This is a genomic window from Candidatus Izimaplasma bacterium HR1 (assembly GCA_000755705.1).
GTDB lineage: Bacteria > Bacillota_I > Bacilli_A > Izemoplasmatales > Izemoplasmataceae > Xianfuyuplasma.
Window position 1 is genome coordinate 1187635 of sequence record CP009415.1, and the last position, 22812, is coordinate 1210446.

Annotated in this window: 28 protein-coding genes; all 28 read left to right on the top strand. The window is 31.4% G+C overall.

The features are described 5' to 3' along the window. The 28 genes from aspS (at position 1) to KQ51_RS05885 (ending at position 22553) form a co-directional block, all read left to right on the top strand. A complete protein-coding gene (gene aspS, locus KQ51_RS05750) occupies positions 1 to 1749 on the top strand; it encodes an aspartate--tRNA ligase (RefSeq protein ID WP_038470030.1) in 1749 nt (582 codons plus the stop codon). A gap of 57 nt (positions 1750 to 1806) precedes the next feature. Continuing rightward, the gene (locus KQ51_RS05755) at positions 1807 to 2937 is read left to right on the top strand and encodes an AI-2E family transporter (protein WP_038470033.1); all 1131 of its coding nucleotides are present in this window, start codon (positions 1807 to 1809) and stop codon (positions 2935 to 2937) included. Beyond that, a complete protein-coding gene (locus KQ51_RS05760; RefSeq protein WP_038470036.1) occupies positions 2937 to 3368 on the top strand; it encodes a hypothetical protein in 432 nt (143 codons plus the stop codon). Before KQ51_RS05755 ends, KQ51_RS05760 begins: the two co-directional genes overlap by 1 nt. Positions 3369 to 3407: 39 nt before the next feature. Further along, positions 3408 to 4088: a tRNA threonylcarbamoyladenosine dehydratase gene (locus KQ51_RS05765; RefSeq protein ID WP_038470039.1), complete on the top strand. Its 681-nt coding sequence runs from the start codon at positions 3408 to 3410 to the stop codon at positions 4086 to 4088. Continuing rightward, entirely contained in the window at positions 4081 to 5064 is a 984-nt protein-coding gene (gene msrA, locus KQ51_RS09665; RefSeq protein ID WP_158497947.1) for a peptide-methionine (S)-S-oxide reductase MsrA, read from the top strand. The genes KQ51_RS05765 and msrA overlap by 8 nt, the downstream gene beginning before the upstream one ends. Beyond that, the gene (locus tag KQ51_RS05775; RefSeq protein WP_038470042.1) at positions 5054 to 5941 is read left to right on the top strand and encodes a carbohydrate kinase family protein; all 888 of its coding nucleotides are present in this window, start codon (positions 5054 to 5056) and stop codon (positions 5939 to 5941) included. Before msrA ends, KQ51_RS05775 begins: the two co-directional genes overlap by 11 nt. Further along, positions 5931 to 6854 (top strand): pseudouridine-5'-phosphate glycosidase, encoded by a 924-nt coding sequence (locus KQ51_RS05780; RefSeq protein WP_038470045.1) that lies wholly within the window; start codon positions 5931 to 5933, stop codon positions 6852 to 6854. The genes KQ51_RS05775 and KQ51_RS05780 overlap by 11 nt, the downstream gene beginning before the upstream one ends. A gap of 2 nt (positions 6855 to 6856) precedes the next feature. After that, entirely contained in the window at positions 6857 to 7324 is a 468-nt protein-coding gene (locus KQ51_RS05785) for a deoxycytidylate deaminase (protein WP_038470048.1), read from the top strand. Beyond that, positions 7324 to 8346 (top strand): S16 family serine protease, encoded by a 1023-nt coding sequence (locus KQ51_RS05790; RefSeq protein WP_038470050.1) that lies wholly within the window; start codon positions 7324 to 7326, stop codon positions 8344 to 8346. The genes KQ51_RS05785 and KQ51_RS05790 overlap by 1 nt, the downstream gene beginning before the upstream one ends. Then, complete coding sequence (locus KQ51_RS05795; protein ID WP_038470053.1) at positions 8339 to 8686, top strand: hypothetical protein; 348 nt, start codon at positions 8339 to 8341, stop codon at positions 8684 to 8686. Before KQ51_RS05790 ends, KQ51_RS05795 begins: the two co-directional genes overlap by 8 nt. A gap of 12 nt (positions 8687 to 8698) precedes the next feature. After that, positions 8699 to 9193 (top strand): signal peptidase II, encoded by a 495-nt coding sequence (gene lspA, locus KQ51_RS05800; RefSeq protein WP_052609264.1) that lies wholly within the window; start codon positions 8699 to 8701, stop codon positions 9191 to 9193. Next, on the top strand, positions 9175 to 10071 hold the full coding sequence (locus KQ51_RS05805) for an RluA family pseudouridine synthase (protein ID WP_038470056.1): 897 nt from the start codon (positions 9175 to 9177) through the stop codon (positions 10069 to 10071). Before lspA ends, KQ51_RS05805 begins: the two co-directional genes overlap by 19 nt. A 13-nt stretch (positions 10072 to 10084) precedes the next feature. Continuing rightward, positions 10085 to 11023: a zinc dependent phospholipase C family protein gene (locus KQ51_RS05810; protein WP_038470058.1), complete on the top strand. Its 939-nt coding sequence runs from the start codon at positions 10085 to 10087 to the stop codon at positions 11021 to 11023. Positions 11024 to 11359: 336 nt separating this feature from the next. After that, the gene (locus KQ51_RS09435; RefSeq protein ID WP_255350830.1) at positions 11360 to 12148 is read left to right on the top strand and encodes an RHS repeat-associated core domain-containing protein; all 789 of its coding nucleotides are present in this window, start codon (positions 11360 to 11362) and stop codon (positions 12146 to 12148) included. Then, on the top strand, positions 12132 to 12617 hold the full coding sequence (locus KQ51_RS05820; RefSeq protein ID WP_038470061.1) for a hypothetical protein: 486 nt from the start codon (positions 12132 to 12134) through the stop codon (positions 12615 to 12617). Before KQ51_RS09435 ends, KQ51_RS05820 begins: the two co-directional genes overlap by 17 nt. Before the next feature lie 81 nt (positions 12618 to 12698). Continuing rightward, positions 12699 to 13316 (top strand): hypothetical protein, encoded by a 618-nt coding sequence (locus tag KQ51_RS05825; protein WP_038470064.1) that lies wholly within the window; start codon positions 12699 to 12701, stop codon positions 13314 to 13316. A gap of 1 nt (position 13317) precedes the next feature. Then, positions 13318 to 13866 carry a hypothetical protein gene (locus tag KQ51_RS05830; RefSeq protein WP_038470067.1) on the top strand — a complete coding sequence of 183 codons (549 nt, stop codon included), beginning with the start codon at positions 13318 to 13320 and terminating at the stop codon, positions 13864 to 13866. A 147-nt stretch (positions 13867 to 14013) separates the two neighbouring features. After that, positions 14014 to 15615, top strand: coding sequence for a recombinase family protein (locus KQ51_RS05835; protein WP_038470070.1), 1602 nt, complete (start codon positions 14014 to 14016; stop codon positions 15613 to 15615). Continuing rightward, positions 15608 to 16045 (top strand): hypothetical protein, encoded by a 438-nt coding sequence (locus tag KQ51_RS05840; RefSeq protein ID WP_158497948.1) that lies wholly within the window; start codon positions 15608 to 15610, stop codon positions 16043 to 16045. The genes KQ51_RS05835 and KQ51_RS05840 overlap by 8 nt, the downstream gene beginning before the upstream one ends. After that, positions 16042 to 16437, top strand: a complete 396-nt coding sequence (locus KQ51_RS05845; RefSeq protein ID WP_038470076.1) for a hypothetical protein — start codon at positions 16042 to 16044, stop codon at positions 16435 to 16437. The genes KQ51_RS05840 and KQ51_RS05845 overlap by 4 nt, the downstream gene beginning before the upstream one ends. Positions 16438 to 16566: 129 nt before the next feature. Next, the gene (locus KQ51_RS05850; protein WP_038470079.1) at positions 16567 to 16998 is read left to right on the top strand and encodes a hypothetical protein; all 432 of its coding nucleotides are present in this window, start codon (positions 16567 to 16569) and stop codon (positions 16996 to 16998) included. A 2-nt stretch (positions 16999 to 17000) separates the two neighbouring features. Beyond that, positions 17001 to 17330: a hypothetical protein gene (locus tag KQ51_RS05855; protein ID WP_038470082.1), complete on the top strand. Its 330-nt coding sequence runs from the start codon at positions 17001 to 17003 to the stop codon at positions 17328 to 17330. A 72-nt stretch (positions 17331 to 17402) separates the two neighbouring features. Further along, positions 17403 to 17900, top strand: a complete 498-nt coding sequence (locus KQ51_RS05860; protein ID WP_158497949.1) for a hypothetical protein — start codon at positions 17403 to 17405, stop codon at positions 17898 to 17900. Then, positions 17893 to 18396, top strand: coding sequence for a hypothetical protein (locus KQ51_RS05865; protein WP_038470088.1), 504 nt, complete (start codon positions 17893 to 17895; stop codon positions 18394 to 18396). Before KQ51_RS05860 ends, KQ51_RS05865 begins: the two co-directional genes overlap by 8 nt. A 254-nt stretch (positions 18397 to 18650) precedes the next feature. Further along, positions 18651 to 19922, top strand: a complete 1272-nt coding sequence (locus tag KQ51_RS05870) for a Y-family DNA polymerase (protein WP_038470091.1) — start codon at positions 18651 to 18653, stop codon at positions 19920 to 19922. Beyond that, positions 19915 to 20244 (top strand): YolD-like family protein, encoded by a 330-nt coding sequence (locus tag KQ51_RS05875; RefSeq protein ID WP_038470095.1) that lies wholly within the window; start codon positions 19915 to 19917, stop codon positions 20242 to 20244. The genes KQ51_RS05870 and KQ51_RS05875 overlap by 8 nt, the downstream gene beginning before the upstream one ends. Before the next feature lie 124 nt (positions 20245 to 20368). After that, a complete protein-coding gene (locus tag KQ51_RS05880) occupies positions 20369 to 21559 on the top strand; it encodes a hypothetical protein (protein ID WP_038470098.1) in 1191 nt (396 codons plus the stop codon). A gap of 43 nt (positions 21560 to 21602) precedes the next feature. Beyond that, entirely contained in the window at positions 21603 to 22553 is a 951-nt protein-coding gene (locus KQ51_RS05885) for a hypothetical protein (protein ID WP_038470101.1), read from the top strand. Positions 22554 to 22812 lie beyond the last annotated feature (259 nt).

Sequence of the window (22812 nt, forward strand, 5' to 3'; positions counted from 1 at the left end):
ATGAGAAGAACACATAATAACGGAGAACTAAGAATCTCTAATGAAAATGAAACAGTAACTTTAAAAGGATGGGTTAGTAAGAAACGTGACTTAGGAGGATTAGTATTTATCGATCTTCGTGACCGTTACGGGATTACCCAATTAGCCTTTAACCCTGAATCACCACTATATAAAGAAACACTAGAAATTAAATCAGAATACGTTCTTGAAATTACTGGTAAAGTAATTGAAAGAACTTCAAAAAATCCTAATTTACCAACAGGTAATATCGAAGTAGAAGTGTCTGCATTAAATGTCTTAAATAAGGCAGCATTAACCCCAATGATTATTGCTGATGAAACAGATGCTTTAGAAGATACAAGATTAAAATATCGTTATTTAGACTTAAGAAGACCAGTCTTACAAAATAACTTTATCGTTAGACATAAAACAGTTCAGGCAGTAAGAGAATTTTTAAATAAAGAAGACTTTATCGATGTTGAGACACCGATACTTACAAAATCTACACCAGAAGGAGCTAGAGATTATTTAGTACCTTCAAGAATTTCTAAAGGAGAATTCTACGCTTTACCACAATCACCACAAATCTTTAAGCAATTATTAATGGTTAGTGGGTTTGAGAAATACTATCAAATCGCTAAATGTTTTAGAGATGAAGATTTAAGAAGTGATCGTCAACCTGAATTTACCCAAATTGATATTGAAACTTCATTTATGGATCAAGATGAAATTCTTGATATTTCAGAACGTATGATTAAACACGTTATGAAACAAGTTAAGAATGTTGATTTAACTGAAAAATTCCCGATCATGACATACGCTCATGCTATGGACAAATACGGTGTTGATAAGCCAGATACTCGTTTTGGAATGTTATTAGAAAACATTACAGCAATCGCTGATGAAACTGATTTTGTTGTTTTTAAATCAAACATTGAAAACGGTGGTATTGTTAAAGCAATTAACGTTAAAGGTGGAGCATCTCTTTACTCAAGAAAAGGGATTGATAAATTAACTGATTTCGTTAAGAAGTACCGTGCTAAAGGTTTAGCATTCTTAAAATTTAATGATGATAAACTTAGTGGTTCAGTTGTTAAATTCTTCACAGAAGAACAACAAGCTAAACTAATCAAAGAAACAAAATTAGAAAACGGTGATTTACTATTAATCGTTTCTGATAAAGAAAGTGTTGTTAACCAATCACTTGGTAACTTACGTAACCATATTGCCAGAGAACAAAAACTATATAGTAACGATGATTATGATTTCTTATGGGTTATCGATTGGCCAATGTTTGAATATAAAGAAGAACATGAACGTTACTTCTCATTACACCATCCATTTACAATGGTTCAAGAACAAGATATTCCTATGTTAGATAAAAAGCCAGATCAAGCTCTAGCTTATTGTTATGACCTTGTAGTTCAAGGACAAGAATTAGGTGGCGGTAGTATTCGTATTCACAATGAAGCAATCCAAAACAAAGTCTTTGATATCCTTGGTATCTCTAAAGAAGAGCAACAACTTAAATTTGGGTTCTTATTAGATGCCTTAAAATATGGAACACCACCACATGGGGGGATTGCATTTGGTTTAGACCGTCTAGTTATGTTATTAGTTCATACTGAGAACATCAGAGACGTTGTCGCATTCCCGAAAACAAACAGTGCCCAATGCTTATTAACAGAAGCGCCTAGTTTAGTCGCTGACGACCAACTAGTTGAACTCAATATCAAAACGATTAAATAATTTAAATAATTTACAATTTATGGTATAATTAGAAAAGGAAAAAAAGGGCGTGATGTAATGAACAACAGAAATAAATTCCTCAGTGATGAATTCCTAAATAAAGCAATACGTGTCTTAGTAGTTATCATACTATCATTAGGCGTAATTCTTTTAGCATCACAATTTAGTAATATTTGGATAAGTATTACCAGTGCCATTTCAAGGGTAGCGGTTCCGCTAGCACTCGTATGGCTTGTTTCGTTAGTAATGTTTCCACTTATCAAATTACTAGAACGTAGAGGAGTAGGTCCAAGGGGACTTAGTGTAGCAGTAATCTTTATTAGTACAATTGCTGTTATCTTCTTTATAATTTACTTCTTAGTACCTTATATCTTAACCCAAGTACGATTATTCTTCGAAACAGATTGGCCAGCAATTCAATCATATTTCGCAAATGATTTACGAGGAGACTTTATCTTTGGTACTGATATATTCGATGCTATTGAAGGATTTATCAACGAATCAACAATTGTTGAAGATACTGTTGGTGGAATTGTTGATGGGTTAACTACTTCATTATCAAGTTCATTAATAAATGTTATTAGTATCGCAGTTGTCTTACCTGTAACGCTTATTTATTACTTAATAGATTACGAAATGATTAACGATACACTTCGTTCAATCATTCCGAAAAGATATGAAAAATCAGCTTCTGATTTAGGTTCAAGATTAAATAGTACAGTTGGAGCTTATGTCCGCGGGCAAATCTTATTAATGTTAGCCATCGGAGCTGCGGCAACAATTTTATACCGTTTAATCGGACTCCAATACTTCTTTGTATTTGGTATTATTGTTGGTATCACCAACATCATCCCATATTTCGGAGCGATTATCGCAATGATCCCGGTTGTTGCTTATGCAATTATTACCGCAGATACTGGTCCTGGACCAATCGCTGTAGTTTTAGTAAATGTTGGACTGCAAATGATTGAAGGAAATGTCTTCCAACCAATCATTATGGGACGACAATTAGAAATTCATGCCATTGTAATCATTATGTCAATTATGTTCTTTGGTAGTTTATTTGGAACACTTGGTGTTATCTTTGCTGCACCTATCGCTGCTGCACTTAGGGTATTATTTGCATTTTACCGTGAGAAAAAATCAGAAAGAGAGGCTGCCTCACTCGCCTCGGGTAATTCACCTTAATGAATCATAGAAAAGTTTACAATGTCTTCCAAATAAACTTAATCATGTTTTATATTACATGTATTATGTTAGTACCAATTTTGACAGTGATTTCATTCTTATTTGATTTTCATTTATATGCATCAACGAATTCAATTATTTTAATTGCTAGTATTATATTGTTAATCTTTTTCGTTATTGGACTTGTCTATTTATTAATCACAAGACCACATTTTGAAAGAAGACTAAAACCATCATATCCACGAGAAATGACAATCACAATTACTGTTAGCGCAGTAGGAGTATTAGGACTAGGAATTATGTTTATGTATTTCGGGGGACCATCATATTATGTACCACATGTCGTTACCCCAATCGGAATAATTATGTACGCGATTCTCTATTTTGTCGGAGTACGCTATTTCAACGTAAGTTTATTAAACAGAAAATAATGGCTACCCTGGTAGCCATTTTGTTAAGGAGGTGACATTATGTTTGAACGATTAATCCAGTTAATTGGTGAAGAGAAACTAGAAAAACTAAAAAAATCAACAGTTCTTATCTTTGGGTTAGGAGGTGTTGGTGGAAGTGCAACAGAAGCGATAGCTAGAAGTGCGTTTGGCACGATTATCTTAGTTGATAAAGACACAGTCGAATTATCAAATATAAATAGACAATTAGTAGCCCTTCATTCAACGATTAACCATACTAAAACTGAAGTTCTAAAAAAGCGAATCTTAGATATTAATCCAGCATGTAATGTCATAACCTATAATATGTTTTATAATTTTGAAACTAAGGACCAAATTTGGCAAAACAAAATTGATTATGTCATCGATTGTATCGATACCATAACTTTCAAAATTGATATTGCGAAAGTTTGTCAAGATAAGGGAATACCTCATATTAGTGTAATGGGGACAGGTAATAAATATCATCCCGAAAAACTAGAGATTATGCCTTTATCAAAAACTGAGTATGATCCTATCGCAAAAGTAATGAGAAAGAAACTAAGAATCGATTACAAACTAAATGAAATAATCGTTGTCGCTTCAAAAGAAATACCAGAAAAAACTGATTCTACAACCCAATCACCTTCTTCCAATGCCTTTGTTCCAAATACAGCAGGAATTATCGCTGCTAGTTATATCTTTAATAAGGCAATTGAGTAATACACTAAGATATAGTAATTATAATCCGCTTTGGAAAGAAGAATTTCATAAACTAAAAACGCACCTTGATTCACTACTAACAACTCTCATCATTGATATAGTTCATGTTGGTAGTACTAGTGTCGAATCATTAGGGGCAAAACCAATTATTGACATTGATGTTATCTTTTCAGAAAATCTTGAGTTCATTATTAAGATTTTAGAAACAAATAACTATCTATATGAAGGAACTAAAGGTATTGAAGATCGTCATGCTTTTAAATACCTTAAAGATGATTTTTATGAACATCATCTCTACGTTATAAAACAAGGTAGTGATAATTTAAATAATCATCTTACCTTAAAAAGAGCACTACAAAATAATTCGAAATATAGAAAACAGTACCAAGACTTAAAACAAAGCTTAATCAAACATAGTAAACAAGACCGCGAGTTTTACACAAATGGTAAAACAAGTTTAATCACAAGAATCCTAAAGGAGGAATCATTAATGAAATCAATCATTTTAGGAGGAGGATGCTTTTGGGGAGTAGAAGCATATTTTAAACAGTTGGAAGGAGTTTCAACTACTGAAGTTGGTTATATCAACGGTAACGGTGAAACCAGCTATAAAGAAGTATGTGCTGGTAGTGGCCACGTTGAAGCTGTCTTATTAAGATATGATGAAGAAGTAATCTCAATTAAAAAAATATTAGATCATTTCTTTAATATAATCGATCCTACAAGCATCAATAAACAAGGAAATGATGTTGGTGTTCAGTACCGCACAGGAATCTATAACTATCAACCTGAGCAACTACCGTTTATTGAGAATTACATAACTGTTCGTCAAAAAGAATATCAAAAACCAATCCGTATCGAAACAGTAACGAATCTGACATTCTATCCCGCTGAAGATAACCATCAAGATTACTTAGGAAAAAATCAAAATGGCTACTGCCATATTGATTTAAACTCACATAAAAATGTCAAATAAAGTCTTAGTAATTGGTGCGGTTAATATTGATATCTTTGCGAATACAGAAGAAAAATATGTCTTAGAAGATTCTAATCTAGCTAAGATAACTTTAGGATTTGGGGGCGTTGGTGGTAATATCGCAACTAACTTAAATACCCTAAATTTAGAAGTCTCTTTTATCACAGCTTTTAGTAGTGATCTACTTGGTAATATGCTTTATAATCACTACCAAAAACTAGGGATAGATACTTCAAATGCCTATACAAGTTTAGATAGTAATTCAAGTGTTTATTTAGGTGTTTTAGATGAACTTAATGACCTATATCTAGGCTTAAATGACATGAGTATCATTAAGGAAATGGATCGTACTTTCCTACAAACCAAACACGATTATATTAATCAATTTGAATATATCGTGATTGATAATAACTTAGCCAAAGAAACATTAGAGTACTTATTAAAAACATACCAAAACAAAACCCTAATATTAGATGCAGTTAGTGCTAAAAAAGTTGTTAAACTACAATCATTATTAAAATATATAAGTGTTCTAAAAGTAAATCAAATTGAGTTAGACGTTTTATCAAAAGAAGATACTACGATAAACCAAATTAATGATTTACTAAAACAAGGAGTAAAAGAACTCCTTGTAACTAATAAACAAAACCCTGTATTTTATGCTTCTAACGATTATACTGAGAAGTATGAAACAATACCATGTAATAACATCGTAAACGCTACAGGAGCAGGTGATGCATTTATCAGTGGATATATTCAAGCATTGATCAACCAAAAACCAATTGCTGAAAGAATCTTAAATGCTAATACCTTAGCAAACAAAACATTACAAAGTACAATAAGTACAATTGAAAAGAGTGATATAAATGTTAAATGATTATATTGAATTAAGTAAAGAAGTATCAAAAGCTAAAGCTTACAATCTACCAATTGTTGCTTTAGAATCAACAATTATTTCTCACGGAATGCCTTATCCTGAAAATGTTAAGACAGCTTTAGAGTGTGAAAGAATTGTTAGGGAAAACGGAGCAGTACCTGCGACGATTGCAATTTTAAATGGTAAACTTAAAATTGGTTTATCAGAATCAGAAATTGATTTCTTAGGAAAAGAAGCAACTAAAATCCAAAAGACTTCAAGAAGAGATATTGCTTATAATATTACTAATAAAATAAATGGTGCAACAACAGTAAGTGCAACAATGTACATTGCTAGTTTAGCTAATATCCATGTCTTTGCGACAGGTGGAATTGGTGGTGTTCACCGCGGTGCGGAAACTACAATGGATATTTCTGCTGATTTAGAAGAATTAGCAGAAACACCAGTTACCGTGATTTCAGCTGGAGCTAAAAGTATTTTAGATATTGGTTTAACTTTAGAATATCTAGAAACTAAAGGTGTTCCTGTTATTGGATATGGTACTAAATCTTTACCAGCATTCTATTCACGAGAAAGTGATTTTGAAGTGAACTTCAAAATCGATTTCCCAGATGAAATTGCTAAACTAATTAAAACAAAATTAGAACTTAATCTACGCGGAGGTATGCTTGTTGCTAACCCAATCCCAAAAGAGTATTCAATGCCAAAAGAAGTCATCAATAAAGCTATTGATGAAGCTTTAGTCGAAATGGATAAATTAGGAATTAAAGGAAAAGAAGCAACACCGTACTTATTAGGTAAAATTGTTGAACTAACAAAAGGAAAATCTCTAGAATCAAATATCAAACTAGTATATAATAATTGTGAGTTAGCAGCTCAAATTGCAACGGAACTTAAAAAACTAGGGGTGTAATTATGAAACGAGAAGGCTATATAAACTGGGATCAATACTTTATGGGTGTGGCGATACTTAGTGCGATGCGCAGTAAGGATCCAGTAACTCAAGTTGGTGCTTGTATTGTAAATAAACGAAACCGTATTGTAGGGATTGGCTATAATGGTTTTCCTTATGGTGTAGAAGACGATAACTACAACTGGGGTAAAAACGATCAATGGTTAGATTCTAAATATCCATATGTTGTCCATGCGGAACCAAACGCTATTTTAAATGCAACAGTTCCTCTAGACGATTCAACTTTATATGTTACATTATTCCCGTGTAATGAATGTGCGAAATTAATCATTCAATCAGGAATTAAAGAAGTTGTCTTTATGGAAGATAAATACCATGAAAGAGATAGCTTTGTTGCTTCTAGAAGAATGTTTGACAGTAGTGGTGTTACCTACCGTCAACTAGATAAAGTTGAAGTAACTTTAACATAATGAAAACTATATTTTTAAAACATAAAGTAGAACTAGCTATTTTATCGTTTTTTCTGCTTGTAATGATCTTAATTACTTCAATCAAAGTTGATTACACCATGACAGCCCCTGGCTATAACAATGAAGTGAGTAGCTTTATTACAATTGATGATTCTTATGAACAAGAAGGTTCTTTCCACACAACAAGTGTTATTGTTGTGAGAGAAATGTCAATCTTACAAAAGTACTTTGCTGATAAAGAAGATAAAATTGAAGTAGATGAAATACCTACTTATTATACATACGTTGATGATCATAGTGATATCAACGTTATGGGTTATCAAATGAAAGACGATTCAATCGCCAACGCACTTGTCGTTGGAATTGAAGCATCTAATCAGGAAATAGAATATACTGTTAATGATGTTGTCTATTTAATCTATAACTATATGACAGAGGATACATTAGAAATAGGTGATATCGTTATTTCTATTAATGACGGTAATCCTTATACTGAAGCACCACTAGTAGGTTGTGAAGAAGTAGCTACTTTTGAAATAGTAAGAAATGATGAAACAATGTTATTTGAACTAACTAAGAACTATTATGATGATGAGAAATGTGGGTTTGGATTATATATTAATCCTCTTACAGAAATTATCTCTAGTGAAGTAGATTATAAAATTCATAATGACTTTACAATGGGACCTAGTGGCGGTTTAATGCAAAGCCTTTATGTGTTTAACCTTTTAACACCAAATGATATAACAGGTGGTAAAAAGATCGCAGGAACCGGTACAATCAATGACTTAGGTCAGGTTGGAGCTATTGGCGGAATTGAACAAAAGATTATAACAAGCGCAATGAACGGAATTGATATCTTCTTTGTTCCACATCTAAGTGATAGTGAGTTTGATAACTATATTATGGCAAAAGCTATTTTAGAAACATTAGATACCGATATGAAACTAATTCCTGTAGATTCATTTGATGACGCTAGAAGTTATTTAGAAAGTAAATTTGGAGGTGCCTTTGATGAGTAAGCTTGAAATCAAAAACATCTTTAAAACATATAAAAAACTAGATATATTATCATCATTCTTAACCGCATTATTATTCTTTGCAATAATTGCTGGAATCATTTTGATTCCAACAATACAAATGATATACTTATATATCCCGTATGTTGAGTATTTCTTAATTGGGATTTATATTTCATTATCTTTAACAAGTGTGTATTTTAATAAAATATTTGTTGATACATTAAAAACCTATCAAGTCTCGGACTTGATAGATTATGATAAATTTAAGGTAAGATGTAGTACCGTAATGACTTTAATTATTTTTATTATTGTCTTTGTTGTTTATATCTTCCTTCACTAAGAGGTGACTAACATGAATAAAAAGCATCTCATAATAATGATTGCCACAATCATTATTATGGTTTTACTAGATCAAGTATCAAAGCTCATTATCATTAACAATGTAACTGAAGGAGAACTAATCACAGTAATTGATAATTTCTTTGTGATTGGCCACGCTAAAAACACTGGTATTAGTTATGGTGGATTTAGTGATGCCGGACCATTCTTCTTTATTGGAGTTTATGTTGCTGCTATTGCGGTATTTGCTTACTTAGCAAAAGACATTAACTTCACTTCAAAGAAACTATACTCATTTAGTTTAACAATGATGATAGCTGGTGGGATTGGTAATTTAATTGATCGTTTGTTTTTAGGAGAAGTAACAGATATGTTAGTTCTAATTATATTTAATAGAGAGTTATTTGGTATCTTTAATATCGCTGATATCTTCCTGGTAATCGGGATGGTAATCTTCGCTATCGATATCTTAATTGAGGACGTGTTCAAATGGAAGAAAAATACATAGTTTTAGAAGAAAACAATTTTGAAAGATTAGACAAATATTTAACAACACTTACCGATCATTCAAGAAGTACAGTTCAAGCTTTGATCAAACAAGGTAATGTTTTAGTGAATGAAAAGAGTGTTAAAAACAACTACAAAATAAAAACAGATGATGTTATTGTACTAACACCATTTGAAGAAGTTGAAGTTGATGTACTAGCTGAAGATATCCCTATTGATATCGTCTATCAGGATAAAGACTTACTAGTTGTTAATAAAGGCTATAATATGGTGGTGCATCCTGCACCAGGTAATTATACTGGTACTTTAGTAAATGCCTTACTTTATCATGTGAAAGATTTAGATGCAATTAAAGGGGAAATAAGACCGGGAATTGTTCATAGAATTGATAAAGAGACTAGTGGGTTATTAGTTGTTGCTAAAAACGCTAAAGCATTAGAAGACTTATCCGATCAATTACGTTTAAAAACAGTAACAAGAAAATACGTTGCTTTAGTTGATGGGGTTATTCCTCATAACTTAGGTAAAGTAAATGCACCAATCGGGAGAGATCCTAAAAATAGACAAAAGATGAAATGCGTTGATAGTGGAAAAGCTTCAGTAACGAATTTTAAAGTATTATCTAGATATGAAGATTATACTTTAATTGAATGTGTCTTAGAAACAGGTAGAACCCATCAAATTCGTGTTCATCTCGCATATATTGATCACCCTGTTGTTGGTGATCCCAAATATGGTAGAAGAAAAACTGATACTACGAATGGACAATTCTTACATGCTAAAACATTAGGATTTATCCATCCAACAACTAAAGAGTATATGGAATTTAACGCAGATTTACCAGATTACTTTAAAGAACATTTAGAAACTTTAGAATAACGAGGGATAGATTATGGCTGATGTTTATTTACATAGTAGATTAACAGAAGAACTACTAAAAGAATTAAAAAGTGATATCGATATTAATATCGCTTTTTTAGGTTCCCAAGGACCTGATCCTCTTTATTATACTGGAGGAACAGAATACCGTACGATAGCGGATAATATCCACCGCTACCGAACTAGAGATTTCTTTAAAACAATGGTTAACTATGTTAAAGACAATAACAATAAAACAACATTCTCATTCTTAGTTGGATTTATTTCTCACTATGCAATGGATGTTTTCCTTCATCCATTTGTATATTATAATGTAGGGATTTATCATGAAAACATTCCTAGTACTCATCATATGAGAGGTTTACACCTCAAATTTGAGCGTACAATCGATTGTAGACAAATCGAGAAGGAATTAAACATCCCATCACGTAAAATGAATCTAACAAACAAATACTACCCATTAAAAGAAGCACCACAAGATGTATTATACTTAATGCATCACACTTTAAAACAAGAATATAAAGTATCAAATGGATATACAATGTACGATAAAAGTTCAAAAGCAATGTATAAAACATTAAAGTACTTAGTCACAGATAAAACAGGACTAAAAAAACTATTTTATAAACTAGTAGATTTATTTAATAAAAAAACTGATATGTTTATGAGTGATTTATCATTATTTAAAAACACAAAAAAATACGATTTTCATAATGATTCTAAAAACATCTGGCTTCACCCTTTAACAGGAGAAGAATTCACTTCAACAGTAGAAGACTTATTTAATGAGGCAAAAGCATTTGCCTTATACATAATTACAAAAGTAGATCAATATATTAATCATAATAAAAAAGTAAATCTGGATAATCTATTTACTGACCTATCATTTAATAGTGGTAAAGAATGTAAACTAGGAATGGACTTTAAATACTTCAATATATACAAAAAATAGTGAATGTTAGTATTCACTATTTTTATTACTCATACTTGATATACGAATTAATTTGCAAATATGAAACATATTTACAAACAGATTTACTAATAGTACAATAAGAATAGGAAGAATTATTTGGATATGTGCTGATCGGGTAAAGTGTATATTAAAAAAAACAGCACAATTTTTTTGTGCTGTTTTATATTTCTTGAAAATTGATTGAATTGCAAATAGGAAAGGCTTAGTGGAAACAAGTTATTATATGAGAATGATGGTACAATCATAAGTTATTACTATGATAATGGAGTTAGTAGTTATGGTGATATCTTCTATGTTAGAAATCAACAAGGGGATATTACAAAATTAGTTAACAAGAACGGCGTAGTTCTTGTCGAGTATCTTTATGATACTTGGGGAAGTATCATTGATGTTTCATACAATTCCGCATATTTAAGTGCTGCACAAGCTGCGCACTCATACAATCGTTACTTCTATAGAGGATATAGATATGATGAAGAGACAAGTTTGTACTATTTGAATAGTCGATTCTATAATCCTGATATTGGTAGATTCATTAATTCAGATGGTTTACTAGGAGAAGCTGGAAACATCTTAGGACATAACATGTATGCATATTGTCAAAACAATCCAGTGATGTATACTGATCCAAGTGGAGAGTTTTTTGGTGTTATTGCAGTTATTGCTGTATGTGTAAGTATTGTTGGTGCAATAAGTTTAGGTACAGCTATTGGTAACACTTTTAAACTGATGAAATCGTCTAGAATGCTTAAAAGCACTTCGAAAATAAACTATGATGACTACGATTTAAGTAATGATGAAGTACTTAAAATGAAACTTGATCAAGATGCAAGATTTGCAGCGATAGATAACGTAAGCCTAACAACAAATATTATGAATGGGTTAAGATTAACATTAAGATCTATTGCCAAATTAGCACGTGTTGATGGTGCATTTTCTGATTCATGGGGAGTTGAGCAAGTATCAATTATTGATATAGATTATGAATTAGATGGGATTATTAATAGTTACACAAGTGAAGCTGATTCATTTAATCCAGAAAATGTGGAATATTATAAAAATAGATTTGATTATTGGAGGAAGTATTATGCTGATTTACATTAAGAAAACCGTACTGGTTTTAACCAGTGGATTATTATTTTTAATAGTTGGGAACTACTCAACAGATCTTAATGGTTATATATTTATTATTCTCCTTTCAATATCCGTGTTTCCAACAATACTTGTTATATACTCAAAGAAAAGAGTGTATTTATGGAGTATGATTTTAGCTCTAAACATAGTACTTGTTTTTCTTGGTTCTTTTGTTTTAGATAATGTAGATGTGACTAACCTTGTGGCAATAGTATTAATGGTAACAACCTTGTGCCTGTTTGTAAGATATTTAGCAAAAGGTATTTCACTAATTAAACTTTTGTTTAGTTCATTACAAGTGTTTTTATTCTTCTATGGAATGCTTATGTTTTTTAGTTTAGATAGCACATTAAACATTATAGTATTTTCAACAATGTCATTGTGTTATTTGATAGTTAGTTATGTTTTGATAGGAGTTATTGACAAACTTAACAATTAGCAGATATTATAAGTCAAAATCACTAAGATTCATCAGCGCCTGTGGTCTACTTGGAGAATAAGAGGATTTGTTAATACCAACATGTATGCATACTCTCAAAACAATCCAGTAATGTATACTGATTACAGCGGTTATCTATCCAATGGTTGGAAAATCGGAATTGGTATCGGGGCAATTGCAATTGCAGCTATACTTGTAGCAGCAACTGGAGGGGCAGCATTACCAATATTAGCAGCAGGATTAAAAATGGCACTAATAAGTGGGGTCGTCTCAGCAGGCATGGGAGTAGGTGGATTGGCTGTTTCTATGGCGATTAGTGGTGAAGGAATGGAAGGATTTAAAGACAAAGCTTTAGATGCCGCAGTTGACAGCTTCTCAAATGGTTTTATGTTGGGAGGACTGTTTTACGGTGTTTCAATGTCCTTGGCTGCAGCAAGTAAGTTGAGCAGTTTTCATCGGCCGGTTAATATGAACAATACTGTAAGAGGAATGTTTGGTACACAGAGTGGAAATTATACATTCCTAAGGGTTGGTAAATCTTTTGGATTTGACGCAAGTTTAAGTCAGGGTATTCATATGCATTATGTTACTGCTGCACATGGGTTTAACTTTCATAGAACTTTGATAGTCGAAGTTGCAGTTCCGGTTGTTAATGGAGTATATAATTTCTTTGATGTAGCGCTTAATAGAGGAGAGTAAAATGAAAAATACTAATTATTCGCATTACTATGTGGATTTCGAAAATGGACATAACGATTTATGCTTAGCTGCTTCAAAATTTATAAGTTACATTTATGGGCAATTTCCAAACAAAAGAAACAATTATGTGTTCTTTTGGCAGGCAATAAATGAAGACGCATACAAAAACATTTGTAAAATAAGCAAAAGTCTCTCATTAAACATGTATTCAAATAAGACAAAGAGTAAATCAGACTATTGCTTAATAATCGGGAGTTTTCCAGGCTTAGATATAATTAAAATGATATTAAAGTCGCACTCCTTAAATACACATTTCATTTCTAGTAATGGACCAATGAAACTTGATTACTATATCAATTCAACTAAGAATCCAATAGTGGATTCAAATCGATTGTTTGATTCTTATGACTATTCTATCTATATAGATTTAGATTGGAGTGTCAACTTAACTTTTAATAATGAGTTTATATCTAATAATGAAGTTTTGCATATACTAAGAAACTATATGAAAATGAATAACGAGAATTTGAAGATTCGTGAGAGACTATAAAGAAACTTTGAAATTCAATAAAAAATAAATGAAAAGAACAGACAGACTATAATTGAGTTTTTCACTAAAGATAAATATTTAGAATGTCTGTTCTTTCCTAGAACTCTTTTCGTTATGGAATAGTATGTCTGTTGTTAGGGGATTATTATGAATAAAACAACAGCGCTATATTGCCGCATTTCACGAGAAGACGAAGCAAATGATTTTAGTTCAAGTATAAAGACACAAAAAGAGTTCTTAAGGCATTATGCAAATCGAAACTCTTACACAGAATTAAGGAATTACGTTGATGATGGTTACTCTGGAACAAATTTTGATCGTCCAGGTTTTCAGAAACTCATCGAAGATATCGAAAAGGGAATAGTCTCAACAATAATAACGAAAGATTTATCTAGATTAGGAAGAAACTACTTATCAACCGGATATTACATTGAACACTATTTTCCTAGTAAAAATGTGAGATTTATCGCAATCAACGATAACGTTGATACAAGTCAAAAAATTAATGATTTTACACCGTTTAAGAACATTATAAATGAATGGTATGCAAGAGATATTGGGCAGAAAATCCGTAGTGCATATCGAACAAAAGCAGAAAATGGAAAGTTTACTGGAGCTGTGGCTCCTTATGGGTACACTAAAGACCCGATAGATAAAAACCATCTTATCATCGATTCAGAGCAAGCTAGTATAATCCAGTTAATATTCAAAATGTATTCTAAAAGAAGCACAATTTATGGAATTTCTCAACAATTGAAAGAAGATCAAGTTTTAACTCCAAGAGCTGACACATACAAAAAAACATCTAAGTACAAATTAGATAATGCACAAAAATACCCTTACTCTTGGTCGCCACAGACTATACTAAGTATATTATGCAATGAAGTATATATTGGGAATATTGTATGCAATAAACATCAAACAAAATCTTTCAAAGACAAAACTCTCTGTTCAATCCCTGAAAAAGATTGGATTATAACAAAGAATGTTCATGAAGCTATCATTGATGCAAAATTGTTTTATCAAGTGCAAGAGTATCTTCAATCAAAACCAAAGCGAAGAGTCATTCGCCATAAACATCTTTTCAAGAGTAAGATTCGTTGTAGTGATTGTGGGGGCATGATGATTTATGCTGTTGATAAACGCAGAGTTAATAGCTCAGCTTATGTATGTAGTACATATCGTGTTCACGGCACAGAACGATGTACTTCACATTTTATGAGATACCGAGATGCGGTGGAGAGTGTAAGAACTATTTTTGTAAAATTACATAAACAAATAAATCTAGATAAGGAAAATGTAATAGACAAACTATATTCTTACATAGTACCTCAAAAAAAAGATTTCGGTAGTTCGGAAGTACTCAAGGATGATTGTGAAACTCGATTGGCAACAATAAGTTCCCTATTGAAAACATTGTATGAGGATTTTGCATTGAAGCGAATTGATCAAGAGACATTCAATGAGTTGCTTAATCAATTCAGACAAGAGAAGAATGATATAACAGAAAAACTTAACGTACATACTGAAACAACACTATATATGGAAACAATGAAACAAAATATCATAAACATGGTAGAAGAAATAGGGCTACAAAAAAGTATCAACAAACTTACATATAGAATGGCTGAACATTTGATAGAGAAGGTTACTATTGCCTCAAGAGGGAATGGTATATACAACAAAGATAGAGTTGACTTATACCTTAAGAATATAGGCATTATTGATCTTGCTGCAATTGGTGAATAACACTCCTGTAATGTATTCAGACATAAGCGGGGAATCTGCTGTCGCTATCGGAATATTAGTAGGATTGACCATGTTGGAACTTGTATTGATAGTAGCTGTTGTAGTTGTTGTAACAGTTATGATTTTGGAAATAGTTAATGATTTTTATTACACAAAGAAACTATTGAGTTACATAAGTAAGAGTAGTAGTTTACCATATAGAGGTGATGCAAATGTTCCGGGTCGTTTATATGATGAAAATGGAAATTTAAAGCAAAAAAGATGGTATGGAGAAGATGGGCTACCAGAACGAGATAGAGATTATGATCATCCAGGAAGTATGGATTTGCCACACGACCACGATTGGGTTGATGGCAAAAGAAAAGATGAGCATTTAAATGTAGATTACGATAAGTATCCAGATGATAAAAATGGAGATGATGAAGAATGAAATTGAGTATAGAAGCTACAAAAGAAGTAAAGGATAATTCGATTTTTCTAAAAATGATATTGGACTTAAACACAATGTCAAATGAGTACAAAGTAGTTGGGGATATTATTGAAATTTATACTCTTGATAGCAATGACCAAATATTAGAATCTATTAAACTATATAATCGAGTTTATAGTTATAAAGAGCTTGAAGACTTATTAAAGAGTAACTTGTATATCATTTTTTTGAGTCTTCAAATTTATTATGAGAATAACTTATGCGAGCGAATCGATATTTATGATGTCAGTTATGTTGATATAGAGAACGAGAATAATGAATATGAAAGATATATTGATTATTTAAAGGTTAATTCTGGTGTTCCAATTGAGTTTAAGTATGAAGTAGTGTAGATTTAAATATATAAATATAAAAGCGGGATAACTTTATTTATCAAAAAAATAGTTAACTTCGAAAAATGAATAAACACAGGAAACACATAGTTAAGCACTATTATACGAATATCCGACTAGTGCATGCTTATGCTTAATTACATTACTCCAGTCATGCTTACAGACAGCACCGGCTTTAGTCCTGTACGAGGTGTCACTGGCGATGATTCCAAGGAGTATAGACCTTACGATGATATACTAAATATTGGGGTACCTGATGAATTGAGTCATGATGAGTATTGCTCAATAGGTGAGTGTTATGATGATTACTACAATAATAATAGGGATTATAATGTGTTTTGGGCATCTGTTGCAGTAGGTAGTAGTCTAGCTATTGTTACAGCAAAAGTTTGGTTTGCTGCCAATCCAGAACCAGTTACCAAAGTAGTTGGGTCTATTCTAATCATTGTTGTTGGAACAGCTTTTTATAGTGGTATAACATATGTTGTTGTTGATTCAATTGCAGTAACACCTGAGGAAAAACTGGCTAGATGTATTAAAAATGTTTTAATTGGAGGTTGATTATGAAAAAGTATAACGTCTTGATACTTATTGCTATAATTGTAAGTTTATCATACTTGTTTATTGATTTGATATATTTAGCGTTAATTCCTTATGCGCTATCTTCAACAATAATTTTATACACACTATATGATGATGAATTTAGAAGTATAAGTAGATTTAACAAAATAATCATGACTATGCTTTATTCAATAAGCCTAACATTTAGTTTAATATACATGATATATAGTAATATGCCTTACCCTAAATCATTTATAGTCCCAATTCTAGTAAGTACAATAATGGGATTTAACATATGGTTACTACCTAAGAAGAATACTAACTCAAAATAAAATATAAGTTTGGGCTAGATGACTCGAGAGCTTAGTTGAGATGCATTACACACTTATTGACAAGATATATTGGTGCTACATGTAGTCATGACTCCTGTCATGTTTGTAGACCCAAATGGAGATTTTGCCTTATTATTCATACTAGGATGTATTACAGTGGGGACCTTAGTAATCTCAATGTTAATGGCGAAAACTTATAACAATGCAGCTGAAGAACGATTAAGTTTTGCAAAGGTTGATTTTAGTGATGCAGATTTAAGTGATATTGAAATTGCGAAATTGTACATTGATCAAGAAGCTCAATTTGCTGTGTATGAGAATGCTGCTAAAACAACTCCAATTTTTAATGGATTGAAATTAGTACTTCAAAGCATTGCTGGGGCAGCCAATGTTGATTCTATTTTCGGTAAGGCACTATCACCAGAAATAACCATGGTCATTGATGTTGATTTGGAATTAGACGCAATTGCATTAACTTCAAATCCAAGACTTAATCAGACTGATCAAACCATACTAATCGACTATTATATTGTGAGATATAATTATTGGAAGGAGATGTATAATGACTAAAGTAAAGCGGAATATTGCTGTGACTCTCTTATTTGGGGTGCTGTTAATTATTAATTATTTCTCAGTATCTTTTGATAGTCTTCTAAGCTCGTCACTGACACTATGTACTTTGATACTTGCAATTATTATATTGTTATACAAAGAAAGAAGTAAAGAGTATATATTGTTACATTGTGTTGGAATTATTATGCTAAATATATATATGTACATTTTACTTAAATATATAGGGATTGGATATAATGTATTTGCAATCTACTATGAAATTCCAACATTTACATTTGTGATGGTATTAATCAATTTGTTCTCAGATAGAAGATTATATAATCAAATAGTAGTTGTTGTAATTGCTATTATTGATATATTTGCTTTTTGGCTTTATTATGACGATTTGACAGGAAATGAACTTATTTTATTATTTTTGTTTATTTTATCGCATTTGATGTATAATCTATATGTGTTCTTTAAAATATTACCTAGAAAGCAAAGTGTTTCATAGAAAAAACAATAATACAAACGTAAGAGAAGTCGGTTGACTTCTCTTTTGATTTAATCAACTTTAACCACTTTATATAATGATTGTTACACTATAATATAAACAATTTCAAGTAAGAAATAAACTTAATTATTTATCCACATAAGTTCATCGCACAGATACTAAGTGTAAACGAATTTTCATAAATTCAGCCCTCTTGTCTTATAGATAATTATTGATTATAATAAGGTTAGTAAGTAAGAAAAGGAGGTGCAAGAATGGAAGAATATCGTTTACATAAAAATATCCTATGTATTGATTTAAAAAGTTTCTACGCTTCAGTAGAATGTGCTTTACGTGGGCTTAATCCATTTACAACTCCTTTAGTAGTCGCAGATAAATCACGTAGTAACGGTAGTATTGTTCTTGCGGTTACCCCTTATCTTAAAAGACGTGGTGTGAAATCAAGGTGCCGTGTGTTTGAATTACCTGAAGATCCTAAAATAATCTTTGCTAAACCACGAATGAGTAAGTACTTAGAATACTCGACAAGAATCTTAGAAATTTACCTAAAGTACGTTTCATTTGAAGATATTCACGTTTATAGTGTAGATGAGGTCTTTCTTGACTTGACCACTTACCTTAATTTTTATCAAAAGACCGATGAAGAAATCGCCGCAATGATTCTTGCGGATATTTTAGAAACAACGAAAATACCCGCAACATGTGGAATCGGTCCGAACTTACTTTTAGCCAAGATTGCACTTGATGTTGAAAGTAAAAAGTCACCGACATTCATCGCTAAATGGACGTATGATGACGTTCCTACAAAACTATGGCCTATTTCACCAATAAGTGAAATGTGGGGTATAGGAATCAATATGGAACGTAACCTAAACCAATTAGGTATTCATTCTATCTATGATTTAGCTCATTACCCATTAGAACGACTCCAAAGATATTACGGAATTATGGGAGAAGAACTCTATCATCATGCGCATGGAATTGATATGTCAGTTATTAATGAGAAACTAGTATATAAACCAGTTTCTAAAAGTTATGGTATGGGGCAAACCCTATACCATGATTATAATGCTGAAGAAATTGTCCAAATCATTTTAGAGATGACTGATGAAGTAACTAAAAGACTCCGCGCAGGAAACAGAAAAGCCTATACAATTAATCTCGGAATATCTTATTCTAGAAATCACGGTGGTGGCGGATTTAATCGCCAAATGACATTACCATTCCCAACTTGTAATGAGGCCGAAATATATAATTCCTGTATGGAACTCTTTGATGAATTTTATGATGGGGATTCACCCATCAGAAAAGTCACTATACGAGTTACCAAATTAGTTGAAGAATTCTATGTTCAATTAAATCTCTTTAAAGATATGAATAAAGTATTAAAAGATCATAAACTAATGTCATCCATTGATAATATCAAATTTAGACACGGTAAAAAAGCAATCTTTAGAGCTTCCAGTTTAGATGAAACCTCAACCGCAATAGCTAGAACAGATATGGTAGGTGGACATAATGCCTGATTATACATACCATGACCGCAAAATGATGAAGTGGATGCCCTTTAATGCCCTCTTAGAACAAGGAGATTATATTAATGACTTACTTCACGGTAGAGAAAGAAAAACCATGCCTGTGTTAAGTGTGGACCAGTTAGAAGAATTAAATAGACAATTGGAATCAGCTTATCTATTTAACTATGAAATAGAAGTATCTTACTTTGAATCTCATAAAATTAAAAAAGTTAAAGGACATATCACCAGAACAGACTTATTTAATAAACTAATCTTTATTGGAGAGAAAAGTGTTAGTGCTCTTCAGATAACCAATATTGAAGTTATATAGTAATTCATTCATTAGATTCTATATGCGCTACTTACTTTTTTATGGTATAATATTTTTACAGTGTAAAGGGACCACTTTTTTATATTGTGGTCCCTTTTTATTAGGAACTATATGAGGTGCAGACATGGAAGAGTATCAAGTAAAAGCACTACTTGGATTAGTCGCAATAATACTATCTTTTTGCGTTTTATTTAATATGGGTAAAAGTGATAAAGAATTTAGACTGGGTAGTTTTATTCTGTTCTCTTTATGTCTAACTTTATTTCTTACAGGTTATCTTACTTATGGTAATCAATTATTTGCCTCAACAAGTGAGGGATTACCAAAAAGTTTCCTCTTTATAACATCAAGATTTAGTATAATACTTGTCCTGCATTTTTTTATTCTAAGCTTTAGATTGCTATGGAGAATTACTAGTGTATTCGCACCTTCCTTGTTACTTTTTATTTTCTTACCTGATGGAATAGGCTATGAATTATATGGTCTATCTTTTAAAATTCTAATGTTGCCAATCATTTCTGCCATTATAGTCATGTTGATGCCAAAAGTAGAAAAGAAAACTCCTAGTAAAGAAGATGAAACAGGAGAAATTAATGAAAGAGAAAATATTGAAAGCTTACGAAATAAGAGATTTATGGGAGCATTAAGTTTTTTTATACTGACAATTAACACAAGCATTTTCTATATGTATTTTATAAACAATGAGATTGTATTTCTTCCAAGATTTAAAGAATTTTCCAATATAGGTTCTATCATCTACAAGAATCCCTTCTTACCACTATTGTTACTCCCAATAATAGCTTTATTTACTATTATTGACAGATTTAAAGGGGAAAAAGAAAATTCTTCAAAAATAAAAAAATGGGTAAAAGGCCTACTAACTCTTCCTTTTCTACTAGTATTAACATATATGTTTATTATAACAAGCTCTTCGAGGATAAGAGAATACCCAGAATATGCCAGTATTACTCATAAGTTTAATCTTATAGAAGAAACTAGTTTAAAAACTAATGATGGTTATGTCTATAGCGCAAGTGTTGACGGACAACTAGTAATCTTCATCGAAAAATTAAGTGATAATGAGATTACAATAAAATTTCGTAATAAGGATGAGAATTTAGATATAGATTATGTACTTGTAGACTACACAATCTATAGTGAATCTGTTATCTATTTTTATCCTAATGATTATGACACTGAATACTTTTATATCATAAGTGGTGAAGGTGATCTCTTTGAGACAACATTTATATCAAAAGAAAGACTCTCATTTGATGAAAATCATTCATTTGTCGTTGATGGCTCAAATGAGTAAAATAATGGATATTCAATATCTAAAGAAGAGGTAGGAGGACATTATGAATGTAAAGGAATTAAACGAAAAGTTAATTGAACTTGAATCGTTAATAATCAAAAAGAAAAGCATCTCTAAAAAAGCAGAGGATGCGAATAACCTATATCAAGAAAAGTTATTAGAAGTAAGGAAACATAACGAACAAATAATAAAAGAGCAAGAAGATGTTAAAGAGTTAGAAACATTCACCTTTAAAAATATCTTCACCACGATCATAGGAACTAAAAGTGAGAAATTATCACAAGAACAAAAAGACCTAATGGATGCTGCTATTAAGAAAGAAGCTCTAGGAGAAGAACTTCTAATAGTTAAAGAAGACTATTTAGATAAAAAAAGTAAATTAGATAGTTTACCAAATTATCAAAATACTAAACAAGAAGTCCTAAACAATAAAGAAGAACTACTAATAAAAACTTCACCTGCTTTTAAAGAAGAATATGAAACAATTACAACAAGACTAAATTCAGCCAATGAACAACTTATTGAAGTAGAAGATGCTATAAAGGTCGGACGTCAAGTTGTTCAATACTTATCTTCAGCCGAGTCCTCATTAGAAAAAGCTAGAAGATTACATTCATGGGATACTTGGACAAAGAAGACAGGACTATATAACCATATGTTAAAACACGAAAGTTTAGATAGTGCTAATAGTTCCATCGCAAGAGCTAGACAAAAAATCAAAATATTTAATAATGAAATAAAAGATATAAAAGCAGATGTAGTTGTTTCTACATCTGGTAATGTCGCAGTAGATAGAACTACCGATTTCTGGTTTGATAATATTTTTACAAATCTAGCTATCAGAGATCAAATAGAGAGTGGACTAAGTCAAGTCTCTAAATCCACAAAAGGTATTCAAAACGCAATATCAGTAATGAATAAACTTAAATATAAACATGAGGATACAATTCAAACACAGTCTCTAATCTTAAAAGAACTTATTAGAGAGTATTAGATATTAAGATCTAATTATTAGTTCATTTAGTATGTGAGTTATCGAGTGGATGACTTAAAGAGTAAAATGAAAGTAATATAAAGATGTGGGATTTAACTCTTAGTAATATAATAAGTTTTTAAGTAAAAAAGATATGATGCTCAATATTTAATGAGTAGATTATGGAAATACCTTGAAAAGGTGTTTCTTTTTTTTACTTCAAAGTATTATGTTGCGTTAAGTCAAATATCTATATTTAGTGCTTTACCGGATAAGTTTT

Coding starts and splice junctions, on each gene's coding strand:
- KQ51_RS05835 (WP_038470070.1), top strand. CDS start 14,014: ATGAATAAAACAACAGCGCTATATTGCCGCATTTCACGAGAAGACGAA.
- KQ51_RS05785 (WP_038470048.1), top strand. CDS start 6,857: ATGAAACGAGAAGGCTATATAAACTGGGATCAATACTTTATGGGTGTG.
- KQ51_RS05820 (WP_038470061.1), top strand. CDS start 12,132: ATGCTGATTTACATTAAGAAAACCGTACTGGTTTTAACCAGTGGATTA.
- lspA (WP_052609264.1), top strand. CDS start 8,699: ATGAATAAAAAGCATCTCATAATAATGATTGCCACAATCATTATTATG.
- KQ51_RS05880 (WP_038470098.1), top strand. CDS start 20,369: ATGGAAGAGTATCAAGTAAAAGCACTACTTGGATTAGTCGCAATAATA.
- KQ51_RS05810 (WP_038470058.1), top strand. CDS start 10,085: ATGGCTGATGTTTATTTACATAGTAGATTAACAGAAGAACTACTAAAA.
- KQ51_RS05865 (WP_038470088.1), top strand. CDS start 17,893: ATGACTAAAGTAAAGCGGAATATTGCTGTGACTCTCTTATTTGGGGTG.
- KQ51_RS05755 (WP_038470033.1), top strand. CDS start 1,807: ATGAACAACAGAAATAAATTCCTCAGTGATGAATTCCTAAATAAAGCA.
- KQ51_RS05780 (WP_038470045.1), top strand. CDS start 5,931: ATGTTAAATGATTATATTGAATTAAGTAAAGAAGTATCAAAAGCTAAA.
- KQ51_RS05805 (WP_038470056.1), top strand. CDS start 9,175: ATGGAAGAAAAATACATAGTTTTAGAAGAAAACAATTTTGAAAGATTA.
- KQ51_RS05850 (WP_038470079.1), top strand. CDS start 16,567: ATGCTTAATTACATTACTCCAGTCATGCTTACAGACAGCACCGGCTTT.
- aspS (WP_038470030.1), top strand. CDS start 1: ATGAGAAGAACACATAATAACGGAGAACTAAGAATCTCTAATGAAAAT.
- KQ51_RS05765 (WP_038470039.1), top strand. CDS start 3,408: ATGTTTGAACGATTAATCCAGTTAATTGGTGAAGAGAAACTAGAAAAA.
- KQ51_RS05795 (WP_038470053.1), top strand. CDS start 8,339: ATGAGTAAGCTTGAAATCAAAAACATCTTTAAAACATATAAAAAACTA.
- KQ51_RS05830 (WP_038470067.1), top strand. CDS start 13,318: ATGAAAAATACTAATTATTCGCATTACTATGTGGATTTCGAAAATGGA.
- KQ51_RS05875 (WP_038470095.1), top strand. CDS start 19,915: ATGCCTGATTATACATACCATGACCGCAAAATGATGAAGTGGATGCCC.
- KQ51_RS05790 (WP_038470050.1), top strand. CDS start 7,324: ATGAAAACTATATTTTTAAAACATAAAGTAGAACTAGCTATTTTATCG.
- KQ51_RS05855 (WP_038470082.1), top strand. CDS start 17,001: ATGAAAAAGTATAACGTCTTGATACTTATTGCTATAATTGTAAGTTTA.
- KQ51_RS05775 (WP_038470042.1), top strand. CDS start 5,054: ATGTCAAATAAAGTCTTAGTAATTGGTGCGGTTAATATTGATATCTTT.
- KQ51_RS05825 (WP_038470064.1), top strand. CDS start 12,699: ATGTATGCATACTCTCAAAACAATCCAGTAATGTATACTGATTACAGC.
- KQ51_RS05870 (WP_038470091.1), top strand. CDS start 18,651: ATGGAAGAATATCGTTTACATAAAAATATCCTATGTATTGATTTAAAA.
- KQ51_RS05845 (WP_038470076.1), top strand. CDS start 16,042: ATGAAATTGAGTATAGAAGCTACAAAAGAAGTAAAGGATAATTCGATT.
- KQ51_RS05760 (WP_038470036.1), top strand. CDS start 2,937: ATGAATCATAGAAAAGTTTACAATGTCTTCCAAATAAACTTAATCATG.
- KQ51_RS05885 (WP_038470101.1), top strand. CDS start 21,603: ATGAATGTAAAGGAATTAAACGAAAAGTTAATTGAACTTGAATCGTTA.